The sequence below is a fragment of the Microbacterium salitolerans genome (assembly GCF_019720895.1).
In the GTDB taxonomy this organism is placed as follows: domain Bacteria; phylum Actinomycetota; class Actinomycetes; order Actinomycetales; family Microbacteriaceae; genus Microbacterium.
This window is the reverse complement of sequence record NZ_JAHKSH010000005.1, coordinates 378976-399710: the sequence shown is the minus strand read 5'-3', so window position 1 is coordinate 399710 and position 20735 is coordinate 378976. Positions and strand designations below refer to the sequence as shown.

Annotated in this window: 25 protein-coding genes and 2 tRNA genes; 20 read left to right on the top strand and 7 right to left on the bottom strand. The window is 70.5% G+C overall.

Annotated features, from left to right (window positions below):
- Positions 1-235, bottom strand: a 235-nt coding sequence (locus tag KOL93_RS13920) for a hypothetical protein (protein ID WP_221585987.1), incomplete at its 3' end; no start/stop codon positions are given.
- 95 nt (positions 236-330) lie between these two features.
- Here KOL93_RS13920 and KOL93_RS13915 point away from each other — a divergent pair.
- The 8 genes from KOL93_RS13915 (at position 331) to KOL93_RS13880 (ending at position 5450) form a co-directional block, all read left to right on the top strand.
- On the top strand, positions 331-1149 hold the full coding sequence (locus KOL93_RS13915) for an inositol monophosphatase family protein (RefSeq protein WP_221585986.1): 819 nt from the start codon (positions 331-333) through the stop codon (positions 1147-1149).
- 195 nt (positions 1150-1344) lie between these two features.
- Positions 1345-2535: a M23 family metallopeptidase gene (locus KOL93_RS13910; protein WP_221585985.1), complete on the top strand. Its 1191-nt coding sequence runs from the start codon at positions 1345-1347 to the stop codon at positions 2533-2535.
- Positions 2536-2626: 91 nt separating this feature from the next.
- Positions 2627-2698, top strand: a tRNA-Thr gene (locus tag KOL93_RS13905).
- 23 nt (positions 2699-2721) lie between these two features.
- Positions 2722-2795 (top strand) — tRNA-Met (locus KOL93_RS13900).
- A 91-nt stretch (positions 2796-2886) separates the two neighbouring features.
- On the top strand, positions 2887-3471 hold the full coding sequence (locus tag KOL93_RS13895; protein ID WP_221585984.1) for a TetR/AcrR family transcriptional regulator: 585 nt from the start codon (positions 2887-2889) through the stop codon (positions 3469-3471).
- 119 nt (positions 3472-3590) lie between these two features.
- Positions 3591-3968 carry a GntR family transcriptional regulator gene (locus KOL93_RS13890; protein ID WP_221586008.1) on the top strand — a complete coding sequence of 126 codons (378 nt, stop codon included), beginning with the start codon at positions 3591-3593 and terminating at the stop codon, positions 3966-3968.
- Positions 3961-4812 carry an ABC transporter ATP-binding protein gene (locus KOL93_RS13885; protein ID WP_221585983.1) on the top strand — a complete coding sequence of 284 codons (852 nt, stop codon included), beginning with the start codon at positions 3961-3963 and terminating at the stop codon, positions 4810-4812. The genes KOL93_RS13890 and KOL93_RS13885 overlap by 8 nt, the downstream gene beginning before the upstream one ends.
- Positions 4809-5450 (top strand): ABC-2 transporter permease, encoded by a 642-nt coding sequence (locus KOL93_RS13880; protein ID WP_221585982.1) that lies wholly within the window; start codon positions 4809-4811, stop codon positions 5448-5450. Before KOL93_RS13885 ends, KOL93_RS13880 begins: the two co-directional genes overlap by 4 nt.
- Before the next feature lie 91 nt (positions 5451-5541).
- On the opposite strand, the gene KOL93_RS13875 is transcribed toward KOL93_RS13880, so the two are convergent.
- Positions 5542-6336: an SDR family NAD(P)-dependent oxidoreductase gene (locus tag KOL93_RS13875; RefSeq protein WP_221585981.1), complete on the bottom strand. Its 795-nt coding sequence runs from the start codon at positions 6334-6336 to the stop codon at positions 5542-5544.
- Positions 6337-6502: 166 nt separating this feature from the next.
- On the opposite strand from KOL93_RS13875, the gene KOL93_RS13870 reads away from it, so the two are divergent.
- Genes KOL93_RS13870 through KOL93_RS13860 form a run of 3 tightly spaced genes read left to right on the top strand, consistent with a single transcriptional unit; the run spans position 6503 to position 8143 of the window.
- Positions 6503-7135 carry a TetR/AcrR family transcriptional regulator gene (locus KOL93_RS13870; RefSeq protein WP_221585980.1) on the top strand — a complete coding sequence of 211 codons (633 nt, stop codon included), beginning with the start codon at positions 6503-6505 and terminating at the stop codon, positions 7133-7135.
- A 3-nt stretch (positions 7136-7138) separates the two neighbouring features.
- Positions 7139-7504 carry a nucleoside triphosphate pyrophosphohydrolase family protein gene (locus tag KOL93_RS13865; protein ID WP_221585979.1) on the top strand — a complete coding sequence of 122 codons (366 nt, stop codon included), beginning with the start codon at positions 7139-7141 and terminating at the stop codon, positions 7502-7504.
- Between the two features lie 60 nt (positions 7505-7564).
- Positions 7565-8143: a GyrI-like domain-containing protein gene (locus KOL93_RS13860; protein WP_221585978.1), complete on the top strand. Its 579-nt coding sequence runs from the start codon at positions 7565-7567 to the stop codon at positions 8141-8143.
- 49 nt (positions 8144-8192) lie between these two features.
- Here KOL93_RS13860 and KOL93_RS13855 read toward each other — a convergent pair whose 3' ends face one another.
- Positions 8193-8981 carry an alpha/beta hydrolase gene (locus tag KOL93_RS13855; RefSeq protein ID WP_221585977.1) on the bottom strand — a complete coding sequence of 263 codons (789 nt, stop codon included), beginning with the start codon at positions 8979-8981 and terminating at the stop codon, positions 8193-8195.
- Complete coding sequence (locus KOL93_RS13850; protein ID WP_221585976.1) at positions 8981-9508, bottom strand: quercetin 2,3-dioxygenase; 528 nt, start codon at positions 9506-9508, stop codon at positions 8981-8983. The genes KOL93_RS13855 and KOL93_RS13850 overlap by 1 nt, the downstream gene beginning before the upstream one ends.
- Before the next feature lie 110 nt (positions 9509-9618).
- Here KOL93_RS13850 and KOL93_RS13845 point away from each other — a divergent pair, with 110 nt between their 5' ends.
- The 8 genes from KOL93_RS13845 (at position 9619) to KOL93_RS13810 (ending at position 16445) form a co-directional block, all read left to right on the top strand.
- Positions 9619-10530 (top strand): LysR family transcriptional regulator, encoded by a 912-nt coding sequence (locus tag KOL93_RS13845; protein ID WP_221585975.1) that lies wholly within the window; start codon positions 9619-9621, stop codon positions 10528-10530.
- A gap of 84 nt (positions 10531-10614) precedes the next feature.
- Positions 10615-11886: a sensor histidine kinase gene (locus KOL93_RS13840; RefSeq protein WP_221585974.1), complete on the top strand. Its 1272-nt coding sequence runs from the start codon at positions 10615-10617 to the stop codon at positions 11884-11886.
- Positions 11874-12572: a response regulator transcription factor gene (locus KOL93_RS13835; protein ID WP_221585973.1), complete on the top strand. Its 699-nt coding sequence runs from the start codon at positions 11874-11876 to the stop codon at positions 12570-12572. Before KOL93_RS13840 ends, KOL93_RS13835 begins: the two co-directional genes overlap by 13 nt.
- The gene (locus KOL93_RS13830) at positions 12569-13483 is read left to right on the top strand and encodes a DUF4097 family beta strand repeat-containing protein (protein ID WP_221585972.1); all 915 of its coding nucleotides are present in this window, start codon (positions 12569-12571) and stop codon (positions 13481-13483) included. Before KOL93_RS13835 ends, KOL93_RS13830 begins: the two co-directional genes overlap by 4 nt.
- A 127-nt stretch (positions 13484-13610) precedes the next feature.
- Positions 13611-14417, top strand: a complete 807-nt coding sequence (locus KOL93_RS13825; protein WP_260406570.1) for a sulfite exporter TauE/SafE family protein — start codon at positions 13611-13613, stop codon at positions 14415-14417.
- A gap of 5 nt (positions 14418-14422) precedes the next feature.
- Complete coding sequence (locus KOL93_RS13820) at positions 14423-14875, top strand: FAS1-like dehydratase domain-containing protein (RefSeq protein WP_221585971.1); 453 nt, start codon at positions 14423-14425, stop codon at positions 14873-14875.
- A complete protein-coding gene (locus KOL93_RS13815; RefSeq protein ID WP_221585970.1) occupies positions 14875-15300 on the top strand; it encodes a MaoC/PaaZ C-terminal domain-containing protein in 426 nt (141 codons plus the stop codon). The genes KOL93_RS13820 and KOL93_RS13815 overlap by 1 nt, the downstream gene beginning before the upstream one ends.
- A complete protein-coding gene (locus tag KOL93_RS13810; RefSeq protein ID WP_221585969.1) occupies positions 15297-16445 on the top strand; it encodes a UDP-N-acetylmuramate dehydrogenase in 1149 nt (382 codons plus the stop codon). Before KOL93_RS13815 ends, KOL93_RS13810 begins: the two co-directional genes overlap by 4 nt.
- Before the next feature lie 90 nt (positions 16446-16535).
- Here KOL93_RS13810 and KOL93_RS13805 read toward each other — a convergent pair whose 3' ends face one another.
- On the bottom strand, positions 16536-17186 hold the full coding sequence (locus KOL93_RS13805; RefSeq protein WP_221585968.1) for an FMN-dependent NADH-azoreductase: 651 nt from the start codon (positions 17184-17186) through the stop codon (positions 16536-16538).
- Between the two features lie 78 nt (positions 17187-17264).
- On the opposite strand from KOL93_RS13805, the gene KOL93_RS13800 reads away from it, so the two are divergent.
- Complete coding sequence (locus KOL93_RS13800) at positions 17265-17603, top strand: winged helix-turn-helix transcriptional regulator (RefSeq protein WP_221585967.1); 339 nt, start codon at positions 17265-17267, stop codon at positions 17601-17603.
- Between the two features lie 67 nt (positions 17604-17670).
- Here KOL93_RS13800 and KOL93_RS13795 read toward each other — a convergent pair whose 3' ends face one another.
- Both KOL93_RS13795 and KOL93_RS13790 read right to left on the bottom strand, forming a co-directional pair.
- Positions 17671-18870, bottom strand: a complete 1200-nt coding sequence (locus tag KOL93_RS13795) for a pyridoxal phosphate-dependent aminotransferase (RefSeq protein ID WP_221585966.1) — start codon at positions 18868-18870, stop codon at positions 17671-17673.
- Between the two features lie 340 nt (positions 18871-19210).
- The gene (locus KOL93_RS13790) at positions 19211-20710 is read right to left on the bottom strand and encodes a PucR family transcriptional regulator (protein WP_308291640.1); all 1500 of its coding nucleotides are present in this window, start codon (positions 20708-20710) and stop codon (positions 19211-19213) included.
- Positions 20711-20735: the final 25 nt, after the last annotated feature.

Genomic DNA, 20735 nt, shown 5'->3' with positions numbered 1-20735 from the left:
CTCCCGCGGCCCCGCCGCAGCCTCCCGCCCCGCCGGCGCAGCCTCCCGCGGCGCCGGCGACGCGTGAGCACCCCGCGCCCGCGCCGCCGCCCCGCCCCGCCCCGGGGCAATACCCGTCGCCTCCCGCCTGACGCGACAGAACGGCCCGGATCTCGCGCGAGATCCGGGCCGTTCTGTCGCCGCGGCGCGGGGTCGGGTGCAAGAGCACGGCGATGCGCGGCGCAGGGGAGTGCACGCCGTCCGATCCTGCGCGTGGCCCGGATCCCTGCGGTCGTCCAACGGGACGACGGGCGGCTTCTCGGCGGCGAGGGTGCCGGTAGCGTGGTCGATATGACCCTCGAAGCCTCTCTGCGTGATCTCGCCCGCGACATCGCATTCGAGGCGGGTGAGCTCGCACGGCGACGGCGTGCCGAGGGCGTCAGCATCGCGGCGAGCAAGTCGACGCTCGCCGACATCGTGACGGAGGCGGATCGGGAGGTCGAGGATCTCATCCGCGCGCGCCTCGCGAGCGAGCGTCCCGACGACGGCTTCTTCGGCGAGGAGTCCGACGCGACTGCCGGGGCGTCGGGGATCACGTGGGTCGTGGATCCGATCGACGGCACGGTCAACTACGCGTCCGGCATGCCGAGCTATGCCGTGAGCATCGCGGCCGTGCGCGGCGGCGACACGCTCGCGACGTGGGAGGCGCTCGCGGGCGTCGTGCGGGCCCCCGCGCTGGGCGAGACGTTCTCGGCCGTGCGCGGCGGGGGAGCGCAGGTCGAATCCGAGGCGGGTACGCAGAGCCTCGCGGTCGCGATGGAGTTCCCCGCGGGGGCGCTCATCGCCACGGGCTTCGGCTACGACTCCCGCACGCATGCCGATGACATCGACACCGTGCAGCGCGTCATGCCGATCGCGCGCGACGTGCGCCGCATCGGCGCGGCCGCCATCGACCTCAGCTACGTCGCGGCGGGGCGTCTCGACGCGTACTTCGAACGGGGCCTCAAGCCGTGGGATCTCGCGGCCGGCGCCCTCATCGTCTCGGAGGCGGGCGGATCCGTCGAGGAGCTTCCGGGCGACCGCTTCGGGCGCCGCATGACGATCGCCGGCTCCGCCGCGCTGGTGGAGCGCATCGTCGAACGGGTCGTGGGAACCGCCTCCGAAGACTGAGGGATTCCCTGCGCCATCAGTGTGTTCTCTGGGAGCACAGTGGCATGGCTCTGAGAGCGGATCCCGCGAATGGCGTCTGTCCCCCAAATGGGCTACCGTAGTTATCTGTTCGTTACCCAGCGGTTCTCGAGCCCTCACGAACGCCCCCGATCCCCCCTTCGCTCCCGCAGGGAGCGCTGAAGAAAGTGCGCCCGCTTGACGTCTCGACACCTCCCGGCCGATGCCGCGCCGACGCGCCGCACCCGCCGAGCCGCCCGAACGGCAGAGGTCTCGATCGACGAGGTGCAGTCGCAGCAGGCGGAAGAGGCTCCGCGCCCTCTGACGCGGCGCGAGCGCCGCGACCTGGCGAAGGCCGCGACCATGGTGCAGGCGCCGGAGGGTGCTGCCGAAGAGTTCGCCGAGCCGCTCGCGCAGACGGTGGCGCCCGAGGTCCCCGTGGCCGGCGCCGACGTTCGTGCGGCGCGCGACGAGTTCGCGGTCGCCGCCGAGGCGCTCAACTTCACCGGCGAGCAGGAGCGCGTACGCGTCGATGAGCCCGCTGCCGACCGCCCGAAGACTCGGCGTGACTCGGCCTCGCACCGCGTGCTCACGACGCCCTTCCGTCGCTTCGCCGCGGCGACGGCGTCGGTCGCGGCCGTCGGCGCCGTGGTGCTGATGGCAGTCGGCACGACGATGCCCTACGCGACGACCGCGCTCGAGAGCGATGTGGCAGCCGAAGCGCAGGCTCGCACGCTCGCGAACGGCGCTCCCGAGGCCAGCGCCGAGGAGCCGGAGGAGCAGCTGCAGGCGTATGTGGCCGGCGAGGATGTCGAGTCCGCGCCGCTCGAACACGTCGAGGGATACGAGGCCTCCACGTTCTCGGCCATGGCCGAGGCCGACGGCATCAGCACCGCGGGCGCGTTCTTCGACAACGACCCCACAGCCGACATCCAGTGGCCCTTCGCGGTCGGCACGAGCATGAGCTCGCCGTTCGGCTGGCGCTGGGGTCGCATGCACGAGGGCGTCGACTTCACGCCCGGTGACGGCGCTCCGATCCAGGCGGTGGCGGACGGCGTCGTGCGCGTGGCGACCGAGGCGGGTGGCGCCTACGGCGTCAACGTCTACATCGATCACGTCATCGACGGCGAGCTCGTCACGACGCACTACGCGCACATGCAGTACGGCTCGCTGCGCGTCACGACGGGGCAGCGCGTGGAGGTCGGCGATGTCGTCGGGCTCACGGGTAACACCGGTCGCTCGTACGGCGCGCACCTGCACTTCGAGGTGCTCATCGGCGACACGGCGATCGATCCGCTGCCGTGGCTCGAGGAGCACGCGAACACGCACTACTCCGATGAGCAGGCCGCGGCCGTCCAGTCGGCGGTCGATGATCAGCTCGGCGGTTAGGTCTCAGATCGGCGCAACGCCCGGCGGATCGTGATTCGAGGATCCGAACTGGTTTTGCTATGATCTTCTGGTTGCCCACTTACGGCAACGCGCCCCGATAGCTCAGTGGTAGAGCACTTCCATGGTAAGGAAGGGGTCGTCAGTTCAATCCTGACTCGGGGCTCGCATCATCGAAAGATGTGCTGCGGCAGGGTAGCTCAGTTGGTGAGAGCGCACGACTCATAATCGTGAGGTCGCGGGTTCAAGCCCCGCTCCTGCTACAGACGAAGCGCCTCCATTGTGGAGGCGCTTCTTTTGTGTCCGCGGCCGGAGCGCACGTCCGGTACGGCATACGTCTGTATGGTGGTCCCTATGGCCGATCTCGCTCCCCGTGACCACGCGATGCGCGCCGTGCTGGCCGTCGTCGCCGACGAGGGCATGGAGGGGCTCAGCGTCCGGCGCGTGGGCGCCAGGGCCGGTCTGTCGATCGGCGCCGTGCAGCACCACTTCCCGACGAAAGCCGCCATGGTCGCGGCCGTCATGGACATCGTCGTTGCCGCGGCGGAGGAGCAGCTCGACGCCGCACGCGAGGAGGCGTCGCCGCGGGACGGACTGGGCATCGCGATCGATGCCCGCGTGCCGGCCAGCAGCGTCGACGTGCTCACCCGCGTCTGGATGGCCTTCGCCGCGCACGCGGCTGTCGACGATGCGACGAACGACGCCTTCGTCTCATTCACGTCGCGCCAGCGCACCGTCCTCGCGGAGCTGCTCGTCGCCGCGGGAGCGCCCGAGGGATCCGCGCGGGAGTCCGCGACCGAGCTGCTCGCGCTCTGCGACGGCCTCGCCCTGCAGGTCGTCGCCGAGCGCGGCGCGATGCCGCCTGAGGTGGCCCGACGCATTGCCCACGCGCGCGCCGAGCAGCACGTCGGCGTGCACGGTGGGGGTCGCGCCGGATAGCGCTCACAGTCTCCGCACTCGGCGGCGGTTCGGGTGGCCGGAGGAGTGGCCTTCGTGGGGGTCGCGATCTTCGCTCAAATGATCTACTGTTGCTAATCACAAGAACAGTTGGGAGCGTGATGCGCGTCGTGGTGTCGACGGGCTCGGCCACACCGATCTACGAGCAGATCAAGAGGCAGGCCCGTTCAGCGATCCTCTCCGGGGAGGTGCTGCCGGGGCAGACGCTGCCGTCGTTGCGGCAGCTCGCTGCGGATCTCCGTGTCAGTGTGATCACTGTCACACGCGCGTACAACGATCTCGTCGCGGAATGCCTCGTGGAGCGCAGGCACGGACATGGCTTCGTGGTCCTGGCGGTCGAACCGGGCGTCGCATCCGCGGCCCTGAGGGAGCGCGTCGATGACGCGCTCCGGGATCTTCGTCGTGCCGCGCGCCACGCACAGCTGAGTCTGACGGACACCCATCACCGCCTCGATGAGATCTGGAGTGAAGATGACTGACCGTGTCGTGGACATCACCGACCTGCAGGTACGACGACCGGCCTTCGCCGTCGAAGGGGTCTCTCTTGCCCTTCCGCGCGGCGCCGTCATCGGTCTCGTCGGACCCAACGGCGCAGGGAAGACCACGGTCATCCGCGCCCTGCTCGGCCTGTTGGTACCCGAATCCGGCGAGGTCGAGGTTCTTGGGCATCCTGCGGGTGCACCTCCGGCGCTGGCGCGGATCGGCGTCGTGCTGGATCAGCCCCTCGCGGCCCCGGAGTGGACAGTGAGCTCGCTCGATCGCCGATTCGCGCCGTTCTACCCAGGGTGGGACGGCGTCCGATTCGGTGAGCTGCTCGCTCGGCTCGCGGTGCCACGGAGTCAGCGCGTGGGCGAGCTGTCACGTGGGCAGGGCGTGAAGCTCTCCCTCGCGGTGGCGCTCGCCCACGCTCCCGAGCTCCTGATCCTCGACGAACCGTCCAGCGGGCTGGATCCGGCGAGCCGTCGTGACGTCGGCGATCTCATCCGCGAATTCATGCTTGACCCCAGCCACACGGTGCTGTTCTCGACCCACATCACGACAGATCTCGAGACCCTTGCCGATGAACTCGTGGTGCTCGTCGATGGTCGGATCGAGTACCACGGCGGATTCCCCGACGTTGCTGAGGTCTTCGCCATGGCCCGAGGTGCAGGCCTGCCGCCCGTGGCTCCGCTGATGGGGCTGGAGCGGTCGGGGCAGCAGTGGTCCGCACTCATCCGGCTGTCCGACTCTGCAGCTTTCGGTCCGGAGGTGGTGATCGATGCAGCGAGCGTCGACGACATCGTCATCCACCTCTCGGCGGAACGACGGGCGGTCGCCGCGTGATCTCGACCTTCACTCGCCTGGACCTGTCCTCCTGGTTCCTCCGCGCTCAGACGATTCTCACTCTGGCGCTGGTCGCGGCCGTCGGTGTGCTCCTTCCGGTGCCGGGCATGGCCATCATGGCCTCTGCCGCCGTGACGTCGTTGATGGTGTCCGCGCCGTTCCTCGGTGACGAGCGGGGGCGCCTGGATGCCCTCTACGGCGTGCTCCCGCTCTCTCGGAACAATGTCGTGGTCGGGCGCACCCTGTCGATCCTCGTCTACTATCTCGTGTCGGTGGCGCTGGCGATCATCGTCACGTTCGCCAGTGCGAGAGTGCGCGGCGCCCCGTTCGATTCCGAGATCCTGCTGATCGCCGGTGCCGCCTCCCTCGCCTTCGTCGGGCTGTCGATGGCGCTTCAGCTCCCCGTCTTCTTCCGAGTCGGATACTCGCGAGGCCGCCTGATGGCCTATGCGCCGGTGTTCGTCGTCGCGGGAAGCGCCTGGCTTCTTCAGGCGACCGGATCGCATGTGAACGTTCTGGGGGCCTTCGCCGGGCTCTCGATCGTCGGCGTCGCCAGTATCGGTGCGCTGATCGGCGTCATCGGAGTGACGTGCGGGCTCATCGCCGCGGCACGGCTCTATCGCGTTCGAGAACTCTGACGGCTCGCTCGGGCCTTTCGGGGCGTCGAAGTGCCCCCGGGGGTCGAGTTGCGCGCGACTCGGGTCTCTCCTCGCGACCCGCTGCCTGCGTCTACGGGACGATCGAGTCGATGTAGCCCCCGTCGACGCGCACGGCCGCACCGGTCGTGGCAGATGCGAGAGGGGAGGCGAGGTAGGTCACCATGTTGGCGATTTCCTGAGGCTCGATGAGTCGCTGCAGAAGCGACTGGGGCCGGTGCGTGCGCATGAACTCGCGCTGGGCCTCCTCCCATGGCGTGTCGGAATCCACCAGCTCGTACACGAAGTTCTCCACGCCCCCGGTGTGTGTGGGGCCGGCGATCACGGAGTTCACGGTGACGCCGGTGCCGGCGGCCTCCTTCGCGAAGCCGCGGGACACGGCCAGCAGAGCGGTCTTCGACATTCCGTAGTGGATCATCTCCTCGGGAATGACGACGGCGGAGTCGCTGGCGATGTTCAGGATGCGACCCCACCCACGCTCCTTCATGCCGGGAAGCGTGGCGCGGATCTGCTGGACAGCGGCGAGGACATTCACGTCGAAGTAGCGCCGCCATTCTTCGTCCGTGATGTCGAGAGCCGGCGTGGTTCCGAAGATCCCGAGGTTGTTCACGAGGATATCGACGTCGGGCATGGCCGCGTGCACTGCGTGGCCCCCCGCCTTGTCGGTGATATCGCCGGGCGCCGCGACGAGATCGCGCTCAGCGCTCTCGTTGTGCAGCTCGTCGATGGCAGAGTCCACACTGTGGGAGCGGCGCCCGTTGATGGCAACGCGGGCGCCGGAATCGGCGAGTGCAGCGGCGATCGCCCGCCCGATGCCCTGTGTCGAACCCGTGACCAGGGCTGTGCGCCCGTGAAGATCGATGAGCATGAGAGCTCCCTTCGGATGTGGGGCAGATTCGTCGGTGAGTGTCCGGCCTCCTCGCCAGTGCCTGAGCGTACTCATGCCGTGTTCGTGGAGCGGGAGGTTGTCATGGCCGTCGCATATGAGATGCTAGTTTCGTACCGATCGTTACGCAACCGCAGAGGAGGCACCGATGGCACCAGGAGGACGACCGCGCGCGTTCGAGCCGAGCGCTGCGCTGGACGCGGCCATCGAGACATTCTGGCGACACGGGTACGAGGCCGCGGGAATCGCCGAGCTCACAGAGGCGATGGGGATCAGCAGGCCTGCCCTCTACCGTGCTTTCGGGGACAAGGCGCAGCTCTTCGACGCCGCGCTTGAGCGCTATGTTGCTCGCAATCTGGAGTATGTCGAAGCAGCCTTGAGATTGCCGACCGCGCACCAGGTCGCGGAGGCGTTTCTCACGGGGAACGCCGAGGCGGTGACGACGCCGGGACAACCGGCCGGCTGTCTGTCCGTTCAGGCGATGGTCACTCCTGAAGCGGATGCCTTCTCTCTCCTCGCCGAGAATCGTCGAGCGATTCAGGCGCGCCTTGCCGACAGGTTCCGCCGCGCCATCCAGGAGGGCGACCTCCGTCCGGACGAGGATGCAGACGAACTCGCCCGATTCCTGATCACGCTCGCCACGGGGTTCGCTATTCGGGCCGCCGATGGCGAGTCCCGGCACGCGCTCGTCGCTCTTGCACGGCGCGGCACTGGCGCCGTTCCCCGCTCAGAACGCGCGACAGGCGCGGACGATGGATTGCAGCTCTCGCGAAAGGCATGACTGATGAATGAGACGACCGGCCTCGATGCGGCACGTGACGAAGCTCTGGCGGTCCGCCGCCTCTACGAGATCCTCGAGCAGCGCTTCAACGGCAGGACCTGGACTCTGCATGAGCTCATGCTCGGGTTCTCCAACGACGTCGGCCACATCGGTCGCCTTCTTCTCGCCCAGGAGGGAACGTGGAAGATCGAGGGCGACAGCGAGGCAGAGCTGAGGCACAAGCTCTCAGAGAGCCTCTGGTGGGTCTTCGTTCTCGCCGAGAGGCTCGACATCGACATCGATCAGGCGTTCGCCCGCACGATGTCGACGATCCGTTCCGGGCTGAACGATACGATCGCCCGTACCGACCCCGCCGACACATCGCGCTGAGAAGCGAAGGGCGCCGGGAGGCACGGTGATGCGACCCGGACGGAACGAAGGAAGGTTGCAATGGCTGTCGCTCGGCATCTTGATGCGCCAGACGAACCCGAGCTGGTTCGCGTCCCGGCGGTCACGTACGCATCGATCTCTGGCTCAGGGTCTCCCGGCACCGATGAGTTCTATCGCAAGATGGCGCTGATCGGGGCCATCGCGGGGCAGGTCACAGGAGAAGCGTCCCCCGTCATCGAGCTTCAGTACTGGTACCCGGAGGAGGGATCTGCGCCGGTCGGGATCGCCGACTTCTACACGTCCCGTCCGGTGCCGACGTTGCGGTATCGAGTCCTCGCCGCTGTGCCGGGCAGCACCACGACCATGGAACTGGCAGCAGCGCGGGCGCGCGCGGCGAGCAGAGCGGACCGGATCGAGGACGTCATCGACCTCTGCGACGTCCCCGAGCAGGTTGTCGTGCAGGTCATGCACCATGGGCCGTTCTCCGAGGAGTTCGCCACGCTCGAGCGTCTCGGCGCGTTCGCCGACGAGCAGGGGGTCGGTCGAAGTGGTCCGCATCACGAGATCCACCTCGACGGCTTTACGCGCGAGACTCCCCAGGGCGCGTTGCGCACCATTCTGCGCGACCCCGTGCACTGAGCTCTTCGCTCACGACCTGCGCAGCTGGCGAGCAACTGTGAAGCACACGCTACGTCGACGGTGACACCCTCGTCACCCGCCGCGCGAATGCGATCGCGGGGTCGAACACCGTCGCCGAGTCTGCGACGCCGCGCCACATATGGCTCGCGCCGGGCACGAGGATGAGCTCCGCGTCGCCGCCGGCCGCACACACGGCTGCCGCGAGGGCTTCGCTCTGCGCGGGCGGCACGAGGTCGTCGGCGTCGCCGTGCGCGATGTGGAACGGCGGGCATCCGGGGTCGACCCGCAGGGCGGGGCTCGCGGCGCGGGCGAGCTCGGGCAGGTCGCGCGCGGTCCCGCCGAGCAGCTGCTCCTCCCGCGTCGGCTCGGGATCGGACGGATCCCGCGGGAACGTCGTGAGATCCGACGGGGCGTACCAGCACACGGCGCCCGCGAGGGGCGGATCCGTCAGGGCCGCGAGTGCCGCGAGGTGGCCGCCCGCCGATTCGCCCCACATGACGATGCGCGAGGCGTCGAGCCCGTGCTCCTCGGCGCCGGCGGTGCGGATCCATGCGAGTGCCGCGGAGACGTCGTCGGACTGCGCCGGGAAGGTCGCCTCGCCGCTCAGGCGGTAGTCGACGCTCGCGACCGCGAATCCGGCGTCGGTCAGACGGCCGAAGCTCTCGCGCTCCGAGACGCCCGGGTAGAACATCGCCCGGCTGCCGCGCCGCCACCCGCCGCCGTGCAGGAACACGATGACGGGCGGACGCTCGGATGCCGGCAGGTGCAGGTCGAGCGACAGCGGGCGGTATCCCTCGACGGCGCGGTACGGGACGTCGCGGTGGATCAGCGTCGACATCAGTCGAACAGCTCGTAGCCCTCGACGAAGTTCACGTCGTGCTTCGCGCCCTCCGCGGCCATGAGCGCGAAGTCGGGGATGTGGATCTGGTCGGGCTCCGGGATGCCGGCGACATCGGTCGGCTTCGCGATCGCGCGGAAGAAGTCGCTGAAGCCGCCGCTCGTCACACCGAAGACCTTGCCCGTCTTCTCGATGCGGTACGAGTGGATCGTGTTCTTCGGCACGTAGCCGAATCCGCCGGCCTCGAGGATCCGCGTCTCACGGTGGCCGTTCTGGTCGTCGATCCAGAGGCGCAGCGCCCCCTCCATCACGAAGAACGTCTCGTGCGTGAGCGCGTGGAAGTGCGCGGGGACGGCCTGGCCCGGACGCCCCTCCGTGACGAAGGCGTCGAACTGGCCCTCGGTCTGCGGCGACGTCGTGAGCAGCGTGAACAGCTGATCGAACAGGACGAGCTTGTCGCCCTCGGCCTCGTCGAGCAGGTAGGGGAGCGGGCCGGCGGGCAGCGCGCTGGATGCGGACTCGGTCATGAGGTTCCTCCTCATCGAGGGATTCGGGACGCTCCCCAGCTTCTGCCCCGCACGCGGCCGTGACCAGTTCGATCTCCCCACCGAGTATTAGGCCGTGCCTAACATGGCCTATGCACATCTCCGAGGCCGCGCTGCGCTATTTCGCGACGCTCGCCGAGGAGCTGCACTTCGGCCGCGCGGCCGAGCGTCTGCACATCAGCTCGCCGTCGCTGAGCCAGCAGATCAGCCGCCTCGAGAGGCAGTCGGGCAGGATCCTCTTCGAGCGCTCCCCGCGCGGCGTCGCGCTCACCGCCGCGGGAGAGGAGCTGCTGCCGCTCGCCCGGAGTGCTGTCGAGGCGCACGCCGCGGTGCTCGCCTGGGCGGAGGGGAGGGGGCGGCCGTCGCGGCCCCTGCGTGTGGGGATCTTCGCCTCGGGTGCGGGCGCGCACACGGGGCGGATCTTCGCCGACGTCACCCGCCGTCGCCCGGGCCTGCGACTCGAGATCGTGCGGCTCGGCTTCGTCGATGCGAGGCCCGCGCTCGCCGCGGGCGACGTCGACGTGGCGTTCACGATCGAGCCGTTCCTCGCCGACGGCGACTATCGGGCGCTCCGCATCGGATCCGAGGATCGCGTGCTCGTCCTCCGCGACGACCACCCGCTCGCGCGGCGCGACAGCGTGCGCATCGACGAGACGAACGACCTGGGGTTCGTGTTCGCGAGCGACGCCACGCCGGCCGCACGCGAGCTGTGGCTCATCGATCCCCGACCCGACGGGAGCCACCCGCGCGTGACGGGCGTCTCGGACGACGTCCCCGGCCTCATGGACCTGTGCGTCGCGGGCATCGGCGCCAACATCGCGGCGCGCTCCGCATCGACGCACTACGCGCGGGAGGGGCTCGCCTACGTCGACATCGTCGACATCGATCCCGTCGATCTGCTGCTCGTTCGGCGCGCGGACCCGGATCACCCGGACGCGCAGGCCTTCGAGACGATCGTTCGGGAGGTCACGGGCGCGGGGGAGCCGGGGAGCGCGGGCCGCTGACGCGACGCTGGAGGGGGATATCCCCCTCCGAGGTGGGCGGTCGTCCCCGCTGTGGCGGCGGATCCGCGCCCGTAGCTTTGAACCATGACTTCCACGACTGCCCCGCTCACCGGGGCGCCACCGCGCGTCAACACCCCGCTCCGGCTCGCCGGCGGGGTCGCGCACCTCGCATTCATGGGCCTCTACGGCACGGCCGTGTTCACGATCATCGGCTCGCTGCTCGTCTTCGGCGTCGCGGGGCTCCCGTTCCTCGGCGTCGGCGCGATCCTGCTGGTCGGCATGGTCTACGCGCTCTACGCCGCCGCCTTCCTCGAGACGGCCCGCGTCGAGGGCCTCTACGAGTTCGGCCTGCCGATGCTCAAAGCCCGGCGCTCGCCCAAGCGCGGATTCGTCGGCTTCCTGCACACGATCTGGGTCCAGTTCACCGACGGCGCCATGTGGCGAGCGATCGCCCACCTCGCGATCGCGACCGTGCTCGGCTGGATCACCTTCGGGATCGCCATGCTCCTCGTGTCGTCGGTCGCGACGGCGTTCGCGCCGCTCTACGCCCCGGAGGGCGTCGCCGAGATCTGGGAATTCCGCTTCGATCTCACCTACGCGCCGCTCGTCGGCATCATCGTGTCCGTGCTCGCGCTCGCCGCGCTCGTCGGCCTCGCGATGCTGCACGGCGCCCTTGCCCGGGTGCTCATCGCGCCGATCCGCGAGGCGCAGCTCGCCGCCCAGGCGCGCGACGCCGTCACGCAGCGGCAGGGCGCGATCCGCGCGAGCGACGTCGAGCGCACCCGCATCGAGCGCGATCTGCACGACGGGGTCCAGCCCCGGCTCGTGTCCGTCGGCATGACGCTCGGCCTCGCACAGACGAAGATCGACTCGGATCCCGACACGGCCAAGCAGCTCGTCGCCGAGGCGCACACCTCGACGAAGGCCGCGATCACCGAGCTGCGTCAGCTCGCCCGCGGAATCCACGCCTCCGTCCTCGACGACCGCGGCCTCGACGCCGCCCTCAGCGCGCTCGCGAGCCGCTCGCACATCCCCGTCGCACTCGACGTGCGCATGGAGCAGCGCGCCGGACGTGATGCGGAGGCCGCGCTCTACTTCGCGATCGCCGAGAGCCTCACGAACGCGGCGAAGCACTCCCGCGCGACCGACTGCCGCGTGACCGTCCGCTCGCGCCCTGAGCAGGGAATCCTGTGGGCGCGCGTCGAGGACAACGGCGTCGGAGGGGCGCGCGTCCTCGCCGGCGGCGGGCTCGACGGCATCCAGAATCGCATCACGGCCCTCGGTGGATCCTCACGGCTCGACAGCCCCGCCGGCGGCCCCACATCACTGGAGGTGAGCGTGCCATGCGCATCCTGATCGTCGAGGACTCCGTCCTCCTGCGCGAGGGGCTCTCGCGCCTGCTCGCCGACGCCGGACACGAGGTGGTCGCGGCACTGCCCGACGCCTCTCGGGCGCTCGAGAAGGTCGCGGATCTCGTCCCCGATCTCGCGATCGTCGACGTGCGGCTCCCTCCCACGTTCACGGACGAGGGGATCCGCGCGGCCCTCGGGCTGCGGAAGCAGGATCCGTCGCAGGCCGTGCTCGTGCTCTCGCAGTACGTCGAGGAGCGCTACGCGAGCGACCTCATCGCCCAGCAGGGCGGCGCGGTCGGCTACCTGCTCAAGGACCGGGTGACCGACGTCGCCGACTTCCTCGAGTCGGTCGAGCGGATCCATGAGGGCGCGACCGTCCTGGATCCCGAGGTCGTGGCGCAGCTGTTCGCCCGTCGCTCCCGCGACGAGAAGATCGGCCGGCTCACGGAGCGCGAGCGATCCGTGCTGTCGCTGATCGCCGAGGGCAAGAGCAACGCCGCCATCTCGCGCCTCCTGTTCGTCAGCGAGGGCGCGGTCGAGAAGCACATCACGTCGATCTTCCAGAAGCTCGACCTCGAGCACGGCCAGCACGGCAACCGCCGCGTGCTGGCGGTGCTCGCCCATATCGACGCCACCGCCGCGCCGGGCCCCGTCGGGCCGAGCGCGCCGCAGAACGGAACCCACCGATGAGCGACACCCAGCCCACGCCTCCCGCGCCCCAGGGTCCGCAGCCGTCGTATCCCGCGCCGCAGCCACCCGCGCCGCAGCCCGCGGCATCCCCGCCCGCCGCGCAGAGCGATGCCTCTCGCGTCGGAGCGCGCGCCCTCGCCATCACCGTGACCGTGCTCGGTGCGGGAGCGCTCGTCGTCTCGGGCGTCGGGGCGGCCTTCGCAACCGTCGGCACGACGATGTACTCGAGCACGGCCGAAGAGGCGACCTCGAGCCTCCCCGCGGCCGTCGGCGACGACGCGCTCGACATCGATCTGCAGGCCGGCGAGCTCGACATCCGGTTCGCGGACGTCGACGAGGTCGAGTTCCGCTCGAGGACATCGCAGGGCGCATGGACGTTCGACCGGAGCGGCGGCACGATCGTCGTCTCGTCCCCGCGCGGCGAGTTCAACCTCTTCGGCCCGGGCAACTGGGGCGAGCGCGCGGAGGCCACGCTGACGCTCCCCGAGAGCTACGAGGGCATCGACCTCGACGTCGACGTCGCGGCGGGGGAGTTCACGGCCGAGGGCGTCTTCGGCGAGGTCACCTACGGGATGGAGGCCGGCTCGCTCGAGATCGAGGGATCCGCCGAGACCGTCGCGTCCGAGATGGCCGCGGGCCGAGCGGTCCTCGAGCTCGACAGCGTGCGCACGGCCGATCTGACGGTCATGGCCGGTCGTCTGGATGCCGACTTCACGGGGGATCCGCCCGAGGCGGTGTCCGTCGACCTCACGGCCGGCTCCGCCGAGCTGACCCTGCCCGACGTGCCGTATGACGTGTCGGTGCAGCGCGAAGCGGGGAACGTCGAGAGCTCGCTCGAAGAGCGCTCCGACGCGGATCGCACGGTCGACATCGACGTGGCTGCGGGGCACGTCGCGCTCTACGCGAGCTGACGCAGACCACATCGACGGCGGCGCACTGCGGGGGCACGTGCGCCGCCCTCGGTGCGTGCGGCGGAGGGAGAGCCGCGCGGGGAGGATCGGCGAGACCCGCGAGTAAGGTGGGGCGGGTGATTCGCGCATGATCTCCGCTCTGAAGGCCCGTGGCCCGAAAGCCCTGCTCACCTTCCTCGCCATCGGCCTCGTCTCGGGGTTCATGTCGGGGCTCTTCGGCGTCGGCGGCGGCACGGTCATCGTGCCGCTTCTCGTCACGTTCGCGCTCTTCGGGCAGAAGCTGGCCTCCGGCACGTCGGGGGCGTCGATCATCGTCACGGCGGCCGTCGGCGTCATCACCTACGCGATCGACGGCAACGTCGACTGGCTCGCGGCCGCTCTCCTCGCCGTCGGCGGCATCGTGGGCGCCCCGATCGGCGCGCAGCTGCTGCACCGACTGAGCGAGGCGTTCCTGCGCTGGTTCTTCGTCGGCTTCCTCGCCGTCGTCATGATCAGCCTGTTCTTCATCATCCCGGATCGCGACGTGACGGCCGTGCCCATGAACGTCTGGCTGGGCCTCGCGCTGGTCGCCCTCGGCGTGCTCACGGGCATCCTGTCGGGCCTCATCGGCGTCGGCGGCGGCATCATCGTCGTGCCCGTGCTGATCCTCGTGTTCGGCACGAGCGACCTCGTCGCGAAGGGCACGAGCCTGCTCATGATGATCCCGACGACGATCTCGGGCGCCGTGCGCAACGCGAAGAACCACAACGTCGACTTCATCGCGGCGGGCACGGTGGCCCTCGCGACCGTGCTCACGACCCCGCTCGGCGCGCTCGTCGCGGGAGTCGTGGATCCCTTCGTCGCGAACATGCTGTTCGCCGCATTCCTCGTCGTGATCGCCGTGCAGATGGCTCAGAAGGCCATCCGCGCACAGCGCAAGAATAAGGAGAACTGAGAAACATGGCAGTCGATCCGGATCTCGCGTCGCGGGAGTTCCCGCCGACGGATGCGTACCTCGTGGGCCGCGAGAAGGTGCGCGAGTTCGCTCGTGCGGTCTTCGCGACCGCGGAGCAGCACACCGACGTCGAGGCCGCCCGCGCGCAGGGCTACGCCGACGTCGTCGCCCCGCCGACCTTCGCGATGGTCATCGCGGACCGCACGCTGCAGCAGCTCCTGGCGGATCCGTCCACGGGCGTCGTGCTCGAGCGCGCGCTGCACACCGACCAGCAGTTCGCGTACACGCGCCCGATCGTCGCGGGCGACGAGCTCACGGGTCGCCTGCGGGTCACGCGCGTGCGCCAGATGGGATCCGCGCACATGGTCGCGAGCGAGACCGTGGTCACCGACGCCGACGGCGCACATGTCGTCACGGCCAGCTCGACGCTGCTCATCGGATCGGAGGAGGACGCCTGATGGTCTCGCTCACAGGTCTCGAGAAGGGGCAGGTCGTCGCCGAGCGCACGGTGCACCTCACGCGCGAATCCCTCGTGCGCTACGCCGGCGCGTCGGGAGACCTCAATCCGATCCACTACCGCGACGACGTCGCAGCGCGCGTGGGCCTTCCCGGCGTGCTCGCGCACGGCATGCTCACGATGGGCATCGGGTCGTCGGTTCTCACCGCGTGGCTGGGCGACGCGGCGCAGCTCGCCTCGTACGTCGTGCGGTTCACCAAGCCCATCGTCGTCGACGCCGAGCAGGGGGCGGACGTCGTGGTCACCGCCGCCGTCGGTCTCGTGAAGGACGACGGATCCGTGCGCATCGACCTCGCCGTCATTCACGGCGAGGAGAAGGTGCTCGGCAAGGCGCAGGCCGTCGTCGTCCCGGAGCGCACGGCGTGACCACCCGTCTCGCAGAGCTCACGACGCTCGGCGTGGGCGCCGCTCCCGCGCACATGGTCGACGCGGCGACCCGCGACGAGCTCGTCGCGGCGCTGAACGAGGTGTGGGCATCGGACGACGAGTGGTTCGTGCTGGGCGGCGGCTCCAACCTGCTCGCCTCCGACGAGCCGTTCGACGGCACCGTGGTGCGCATCCTGACGTCGGGGCACTCCCTCGTGGACGGCGCGCGCGAGGGGTACCAGCGCGTGCGCATCGAGGCGGGTCAGAACTGGGACGAGTTCGTCGCGTGGGCCGTCGCGCAGGGACTCGCCGGCATCGAGGCGATGAGCGGGATCCCCGGGACGGCGGGCGCCGCGCCCATCCAGAACGTGGGCGCGTATGGGCAGGAGATCGTGCAGACGCTCGTCTCCGTCGATCTGCTCGACGAGGGATCCGACCGGGTCGTCGAGGTGCCCGCCGCCGAGCTGGGCCTCGGCCCCCGCACGTCCGTGCTCAAGCGCCACTACGCGCTGGAGCCCGAGCGCTCGGCGGTCGTCGTCGGGTTGACCCTCGACCTCGAGGTCGTCGGAACGGACCCGCGCCCCGTAACCGATCTGCGCCTCCGCGGTGCCCTGGGGCTCGACGGCGTCCGGTCCGCGGGTGAAGACGGATCCGGGCACGCGTCTCTCGCGTGGATCCGCGACACCGTGCGCGAGATCCGCGCGTCGAAGGGCATGGTGCTCGACGCGTCCGATGCCGATACCCGCAGCGCGGGGTCGTTCTTCAACAACCCGATCATCGACGAGGGGTCGGCGCGCGCACTGCCCGCCGACTGCCCCCGGTGGCCGGTCGAGCCCGAGATCGAGCAGGTCCAGGTGATCCCGCTCGAGACGTGGGACGGCTACATCGCGCCGCCGCGCAGCGCCCCGCAGGCGGTGAAGGTCAGCGCCGCGTGGCTCATCGAGCAGTCCGGTCTCGGCAAGGGGTTCGGCCTGCCCGGATCCCGCGCCACGCTGTCGACGAAGCACACGCTCGCCCTCACGAACCGCGGCGGCGCGACGGCTGAGGAGGTCGCCGAGCTCGCGCGCTTCGTGCGCATGCGCGTCTCGGCCGAGTACGGCATCGAGCTGAATCCCGAGCCGGTCTTCGTCGGCGTCGAACTGTAGGACCTCTCACGTCAGCGGCTCTCCGACGTCGGCGCGTGCGGCGCGCGGAGACGTCGGAGAGCCGCTGACGTGCGGTCCGGCGAGCGGCCGTCAGGCGCGGGTGAGCGTCTCGGCCATGCGGCGGCCGGCCTGACGGGCGTCCTCCTCCGCGGTGCTGCGCAGCTCGGCGGCCCGGTCGGCGAAGGCATCGAGTGCGGGGTTCACGCCGACGAGCGTGAACGGGCGCTCGACGACCGTGAGCTCGAGGCCCCACACGTCCTCGAAGACGCGGCGCAGCCATGCCGTCGCGTGGTCCCAGCCCTCCTTGGGAGAGCCCGGGCCGTAGTTGCCGCCGAGCACCATGGCGAGCGTCGCGGGCTTGCCGCGGAGTGCCGTGCCGCTCGGGTCGATGCGCGGGTCGGTGTACGCGAGGTCGAACCAGGTCTTGACGTGCTGCGAGACGCCGTAGTTATACAGCGGGATCGCGAACAGGAGGGCGTCGGCGCCGATCAGCTCATCGGCGAGGTTCGTCGCGAGGGTCTTGGCGTCCCGCTGTGCGTCGGTGCGGTCCTCCTCCGGGGTGAAGCCGGCGGTGACGGCGTTCTGCCACGCCGTCGCGGGAATCGGATCCGCGGCGAGGTCGCGCGTCACGACGACATCGTTCGGGTGCGCGGCGCTCCACTCGCCCTCCACGATGTCGCCGAGCGCGCGGCTCGCCGAGGTCTGCGGAAGGATGCTCGCGTCGAGACGGAAGAGGGGCATGTTTCTCCGATCAGTTGAAGATAGTCGCTAATAAAAAGCGAGCGACTCGTGTGAGGCTAGCACGGCTAGACTGGGGCGATGGCGACGAGCGAACATGATCTTCCGAAGTGCGATGCCGCCGTCTCGCTCGCCTTCTCCGTGCTCGGCAAGCGCTGGAACGGCATGATCATCGACGCGCTGCGAGAAGAGACCCTGTCGTTCAGTCGGCTGCGTCGCACGGTCACCGGCATCAGCGACGCCGTGCTCTCCGATCGCCTCGTCGAGCTCGCGAACGTGGGCCTCGTCGCCCGCGAGGTGCAGAGCGGGCCGCCGGTCTCGGTCGCCTACTCGCTCACGCCGGGCGGCAGCGCTCTCGTCCCCGTGCTCGATGAGCTCGGCGCCTGGGCCTCCGAGCACATCCCGGTCGCGCACGACTGACGGGCCGCACGCAGAAGGGCGCGCCCCGTCGACCGACGAGGCGCGCCCTTCTGCGTGCGGTGCGCAGCTACGCGAACAGCGCCTGGAGGCGGCGGATCCCCTCGAGCAGCTGCTCATCGCCGAGGGCGTAGCTCAGGCGCAGGTAGCCGCTGGGACCGAAGGCCTCGCCCGGGACGACGGCGACCTCGGCCTCGTCCAGGATGAGGTCGGCGAGCTCGAGCGACGTCTCGATGCGGCGCCCCTTCCACTCGCGGCCGAGCAGCCCGGTCACGTCGGGGTACACGTAGAACGCGCCCTGCGGCGTCGGAACCGAGACGCCGTCGATCTTCGAGAGCTCGTCGATCATGAGACGCCGGCGGCGGTCGAACGCCTGGCGGAACGCCTCGGCCTCGTCCTGGGGGCCCTCGAGCGCTGCGATCGCCGCGCGCTGGGCGATGTTGTTGACGTTGCTCGTGAGGTGCGACTGCAGGTTCGACGCGAGCTTCATCACGTCGGCGGGCCCGACCATCCAGCCCACGCGCCATCCGGTCATCGCGTAGGTCTTGGCGACGCCGTTGAGCAGGATCGTCTGCTGCGCGACCGCGGGGACGGCCTCCACGACCGAGACGGCCCGCGCGCCGTCGTAGGTGAGGTTCTGGTAGATCTCGTCGGTGAGGATCCACACGCCGTTGTCGAGCGCCCACTGCGCGATCGCCGCGGTCTCCTCGGGGGTGTAGACCGACCCGGTGGGGTTCGAGGGCGACACGAACACGAGCGCCTTGGTCTTGTCGGTGCGCGCCGCCTCGAGCTGCTCGACCGTGACCTTGTAGTCCTGGTCGGCGCCCGCGAACACGGAGACCGGCGTACCGTCGGCGAGCTGGATCGCCTCCGGATACGTCGTCCAGTACGGAGCGGGAAGCAGGACCTCGTCGCCGGGATTCAGGAGCACCTGGAAGGCCTGGTAGACCGCCTGCTTGCCGCCGTTGGTGACGACGACCTGGTTCGCCGCGACCTCGAGGCCCGAGTCGCGACGCGTCTTAGCGGCGATGGCCTGCTTGAGGGCGGGGAGACCGCCGGCGGGGGAGTAGCGGAAGTTCGCGGGATCCCCGAGCGCTTCGCGTGCCGCCTCGACGACGTGTGCCGGCGTCGCGAAGTCGGGTTCGCCCGCGGCATACGAGATGATGGGCCGCCCGTCGGCCTTCAGGGCCTTCGCCTTGGCGTCGACCTTGAGGGTGGCCGATTCGGCGATGGCGGAGATCTTGCGGGAGAGCGGAGCGCGTTCAGTCACGCTCACAGCGTACGGTGCGCGTCCGCGCCTCTCCACCTTTCCGGCCGCGCGACGCCCCGGCTCAACACAACGCAGTCGAATCTGCGGCTGGGGTGCCTGGGCGGCGGCGTGTCCGCCCTGTCGGGTGCGATCTGACTGCGTTGTGTTGTGGCGGTGCGGGGCAGGTGCGCCGGCGCCGTGCATCCTGACTGCGCTGTGCGGCGGCGGCGCGACGGCCCCGCCCGGCCCGGCCCGGCCCGGCAACACAACGCAGTCGATCTGCGCCGGGGCGGTGTCGAACAGCGGCGTGTCGCTCGGGGGAGGCGTGGATTGACTGCGTTGTGTTGGGCCGGCGCCGCCTTCAGGCCCGCGCCGCCCGCAGCGCCGCCCACAGCGTCGCGCGGCCCTCGAACGTCGAGAGGTCGCGCCCGAGCAGCGTCGAGGCCTGCGCGATGCGGGTGCGCATCGTGTGGCGATGGATCCCCAGGGCCGCGGCCGCGCGGTCGATCGCGGCGTCATGCGCGAGCCACGTGTCGACATCGGCGAGGAGCGTCGTGCCGCTGCGCGCATCGTGTCGCCGCAGCGGCGCGAGCAGCGCGCGGGCGGCGGCGGCCTGGTCGGCCCCAGGGGAATGGAACAGGTCGGCCGCGCCGGGCGCGAACTCGGCGACCCCGTCGTCGGGCCGCGCCGCGCGCGCCTCGTCGATCGCGCGATCGAGGTCGTCGTACCCGCAGGGCCGCGAGATGCCGACGGCGGCCCCGAAGCGCGTCCAGACGGGCGTCAGCGGATCCGCCCCCTCGCTCGTCAGCACGACGGTCTCGTCGGCCGCGGTCGGCGCGAAGAACACGGATCCGGGGGCGTGCTCGGCGCGCACCTCGAGGTACGCGAGCAGCTCGTCGCTCGCCGACGAGACGACCGAAGCGCGGACGGGCTCGCTCGGAAGCCGGCCCCACGCCGCCGCGGCGACGTCGTGACCGAGGGTGAGATCCCCTGCGCGGATGCCGCGCAGGACGCCCGCGCGGAGAGCCGCCTGGCCGCGCGTGAGCTCGGCCGCCCGCTCGAGGGCGAAGCCGGCCATCGCGACGACGGTGGTGACGACGCCGCGGGCCTCCTGGTCGAGCCCTTCCGCCTCGACGGCGAGCGCGCCGCGCAGGTGCCCGCCGCGCCCGAGCGTCTGGAGGGTGAACGTGCGCCCGGCGCAGGAGACGGTGTCGGCGGCGCGCACGCCGCGTTCGAGCATCTGCGCGGCGGCGGCCGACAGTTCCTTCGCGACGGCGGCGGGGAGGGGAGACGGGCGCGCGATCGACAGGGATCCCGCCGGGTCGAACAGGCCGGTCCATGAGCCGATCTGGCGGGCGAGTTCCCCGATCGCGGCGGGCAGCGGGTCGGCGCGGAGCGCGGCGAGCGACACTGCGCGCTGGGCCGCGAGCGCCCAGCTGCGGCGCGCGAAGCCGTGCGACGCGATCGCCTCGGCGTGCGCCCGCACGACCTGGAGGAAGGGCGTGCGGTAGGGGACCTCGAACAGCGGCAGGCCCGTGCGCTCGCACGCGGCGAGCAGGTCGTCGGGGACCCCGGCGCGGATCACCTCGGTGCCGAACCCGAGCGCCGCGACGCCGCGCCCGACGAGGCGGTCGACGTACGCATCGGCATCCGCGTCGCCCAGCTGCGTGCCCGTCGTCAGCAGCGCGACGCCCTCGTCGAGGAAGGGGCCCGGATCCGCGAGGTCGGAGCTGTGCACCCAGCGCAGCTCGACGTCGCGCTTCAAGCGCGGGATCTCCGTCACGGCGCGCAGTGCGAGATCGCGTCGCTGCAGCAGGGCACCGAGTGTGGGGGCGGCCATGGGATCCGTTCTGTACGTCACGGCGAAATCTTTCCCCACACGATAG

What these genes read in the sequence shown, in the direction of transcription:
- KOL93_RS13865 (WP_221585979.1), top strand. Translation starts at nt 7,139, where the DNA reads ATGAATGAGACGACCGGCCTCGATGCGGCACGTGACGAAGCTCTGGCG.
- KOL93_RS13855 (WP_221585977.1), bottom strand. Translation starts at nt 8,981, where the DNA reads ATGTCGACGCTGATCCACCGCGACGTCCCGTACCGCGCCGTCGAGGGA.
- KOL93_RS13875 (WP_221585981.1), bottom strand. Translation starts at nt 6,336, where the DNA reads ATGCTCATCGATCTTCACGGGCGCACAGCCCTGGTCACGGGTTCGACA.
- KOL93_RS13820 (WP_221585971.1), top strand. Translation starts at nt 14,423, where the DNA reads ATGGCAGTCGATCCGGATCTCGCGTCGCGGGAGTTCCCGCCGACGGAT.
- KOL93_RS13850 (WP_221585976.1), bottom strand. Translation starts at nt 9,508, where the DNA reads ATGACCGAGTCCGCATCCAGCGCGCTGCCCGCCGGCCCGCTCCCCTAC.
- KOL93_RS13915 (WP_221585986.1), top strand. Translation starts at nt 331, where the DNA reads ATGACCCTCGAAGCCTCTCTGCGTGATCTCGCCCGCGACATCGCATTC.
- KOL93_RS13815 (WP_221585970.1), top strand. Translation starts at nt 14,875, where the DNA reads ATGGTCTCGCTCACAGGTCTCGAGAAGGGGCAGGTCGTCGCCGAGCGC.
- KOL93_RS13860 (WP_221585978.1), top strand. Translation starts at nt 7,565, where the DNA reads ATGGCTGTCGCTCGGCATCTTGATGCGCCAGACGAACCCGAGCTGGTT.
- KOL93_RS13830 (WP_221585972.1), top strand. Translation starts at nt 12,569, where the DNA reads ATGAGCGACACCCAGCCCACGCCTCCCGCGCCCCAGGGTCCGCAGCCG.
- KOL93_RS13835 (WP_221585973.1), top strand. Translation starts at nt 11,874, where the DNA reads ATGCGCATCCTGATCGTCGAGGACTCCGTCCTCCTGCGCGAGGGGCTC.
- KOL93_RS13800 (WP_221585967.1), top strand. Translation starts at nt 17,265, where the DNA reads ATGGCGACGAGCGAACATGATCTTCCGAAGTGCGATGCCGCCGTCTCG.
- KOL93_RS13825 (WP_260406570.1), top strand. Translation starts at nt 13,611, where the DNA reads ATGATCTCCGCTCTGAAGGCCCGTGGCCCGAAAGCCCTGCTCACCTTC.
- KOL93_RS13845 (WP_221585975.1), top strand. Translation starts at nt 9,619, where the DNA reads ATGCACATCTCCGAGGCCGCGCTGCGCTATTTCGCGACGCTCGCCGAG.
- KOL93_RS13890 (WP_221586008.1), top strand. Translation starts at nt 3,591, where the DNA reads ATGCGCGTCGTGGTGTCGACGGGCTCGGCCACACCGATCTACGAGCAG.
- KOL93_RS13885 (WP_221585983.1), top strand. Translation starts at nt 3,961, where the DNA reads ATGACTGACCGTGTCGTGGACATCACCGACCTGCAGGTACGACGACCG.
- KOL93_RS13840 (WP_221585974.1), top strand. Translation starts at nt 10,615, where the DNA reads ATGACTTCCACGACTGCCCCGCTCACCGGGGCGCCACCGCGCGTCAAC.
- KOL93_RS13870 (WP_221585980.1), top strand. Translation starts at nt 6,503, where the DNA reads ATGGCACCAGGAGGACGACCGCGCGCGTTCGAGCCGAGCGCTGCGCTG.
- KOL93_RS13805 (WP_221585968.1), bottom strand. Translation starts at nt 17,186, where the DNA reads ATGCCCCTCTTCCGTCTCGACGCGAGCATCCTTCCGCAGACCTCGGCG.
- KOL93_RS13895 (WP_221585984.1), top strand. Translation starts at nt 2,887, where the DNA reads ATGGCCGATCTCGCTCCCCGTGACCACGCGATGCGCGCCGTGCTGGCC.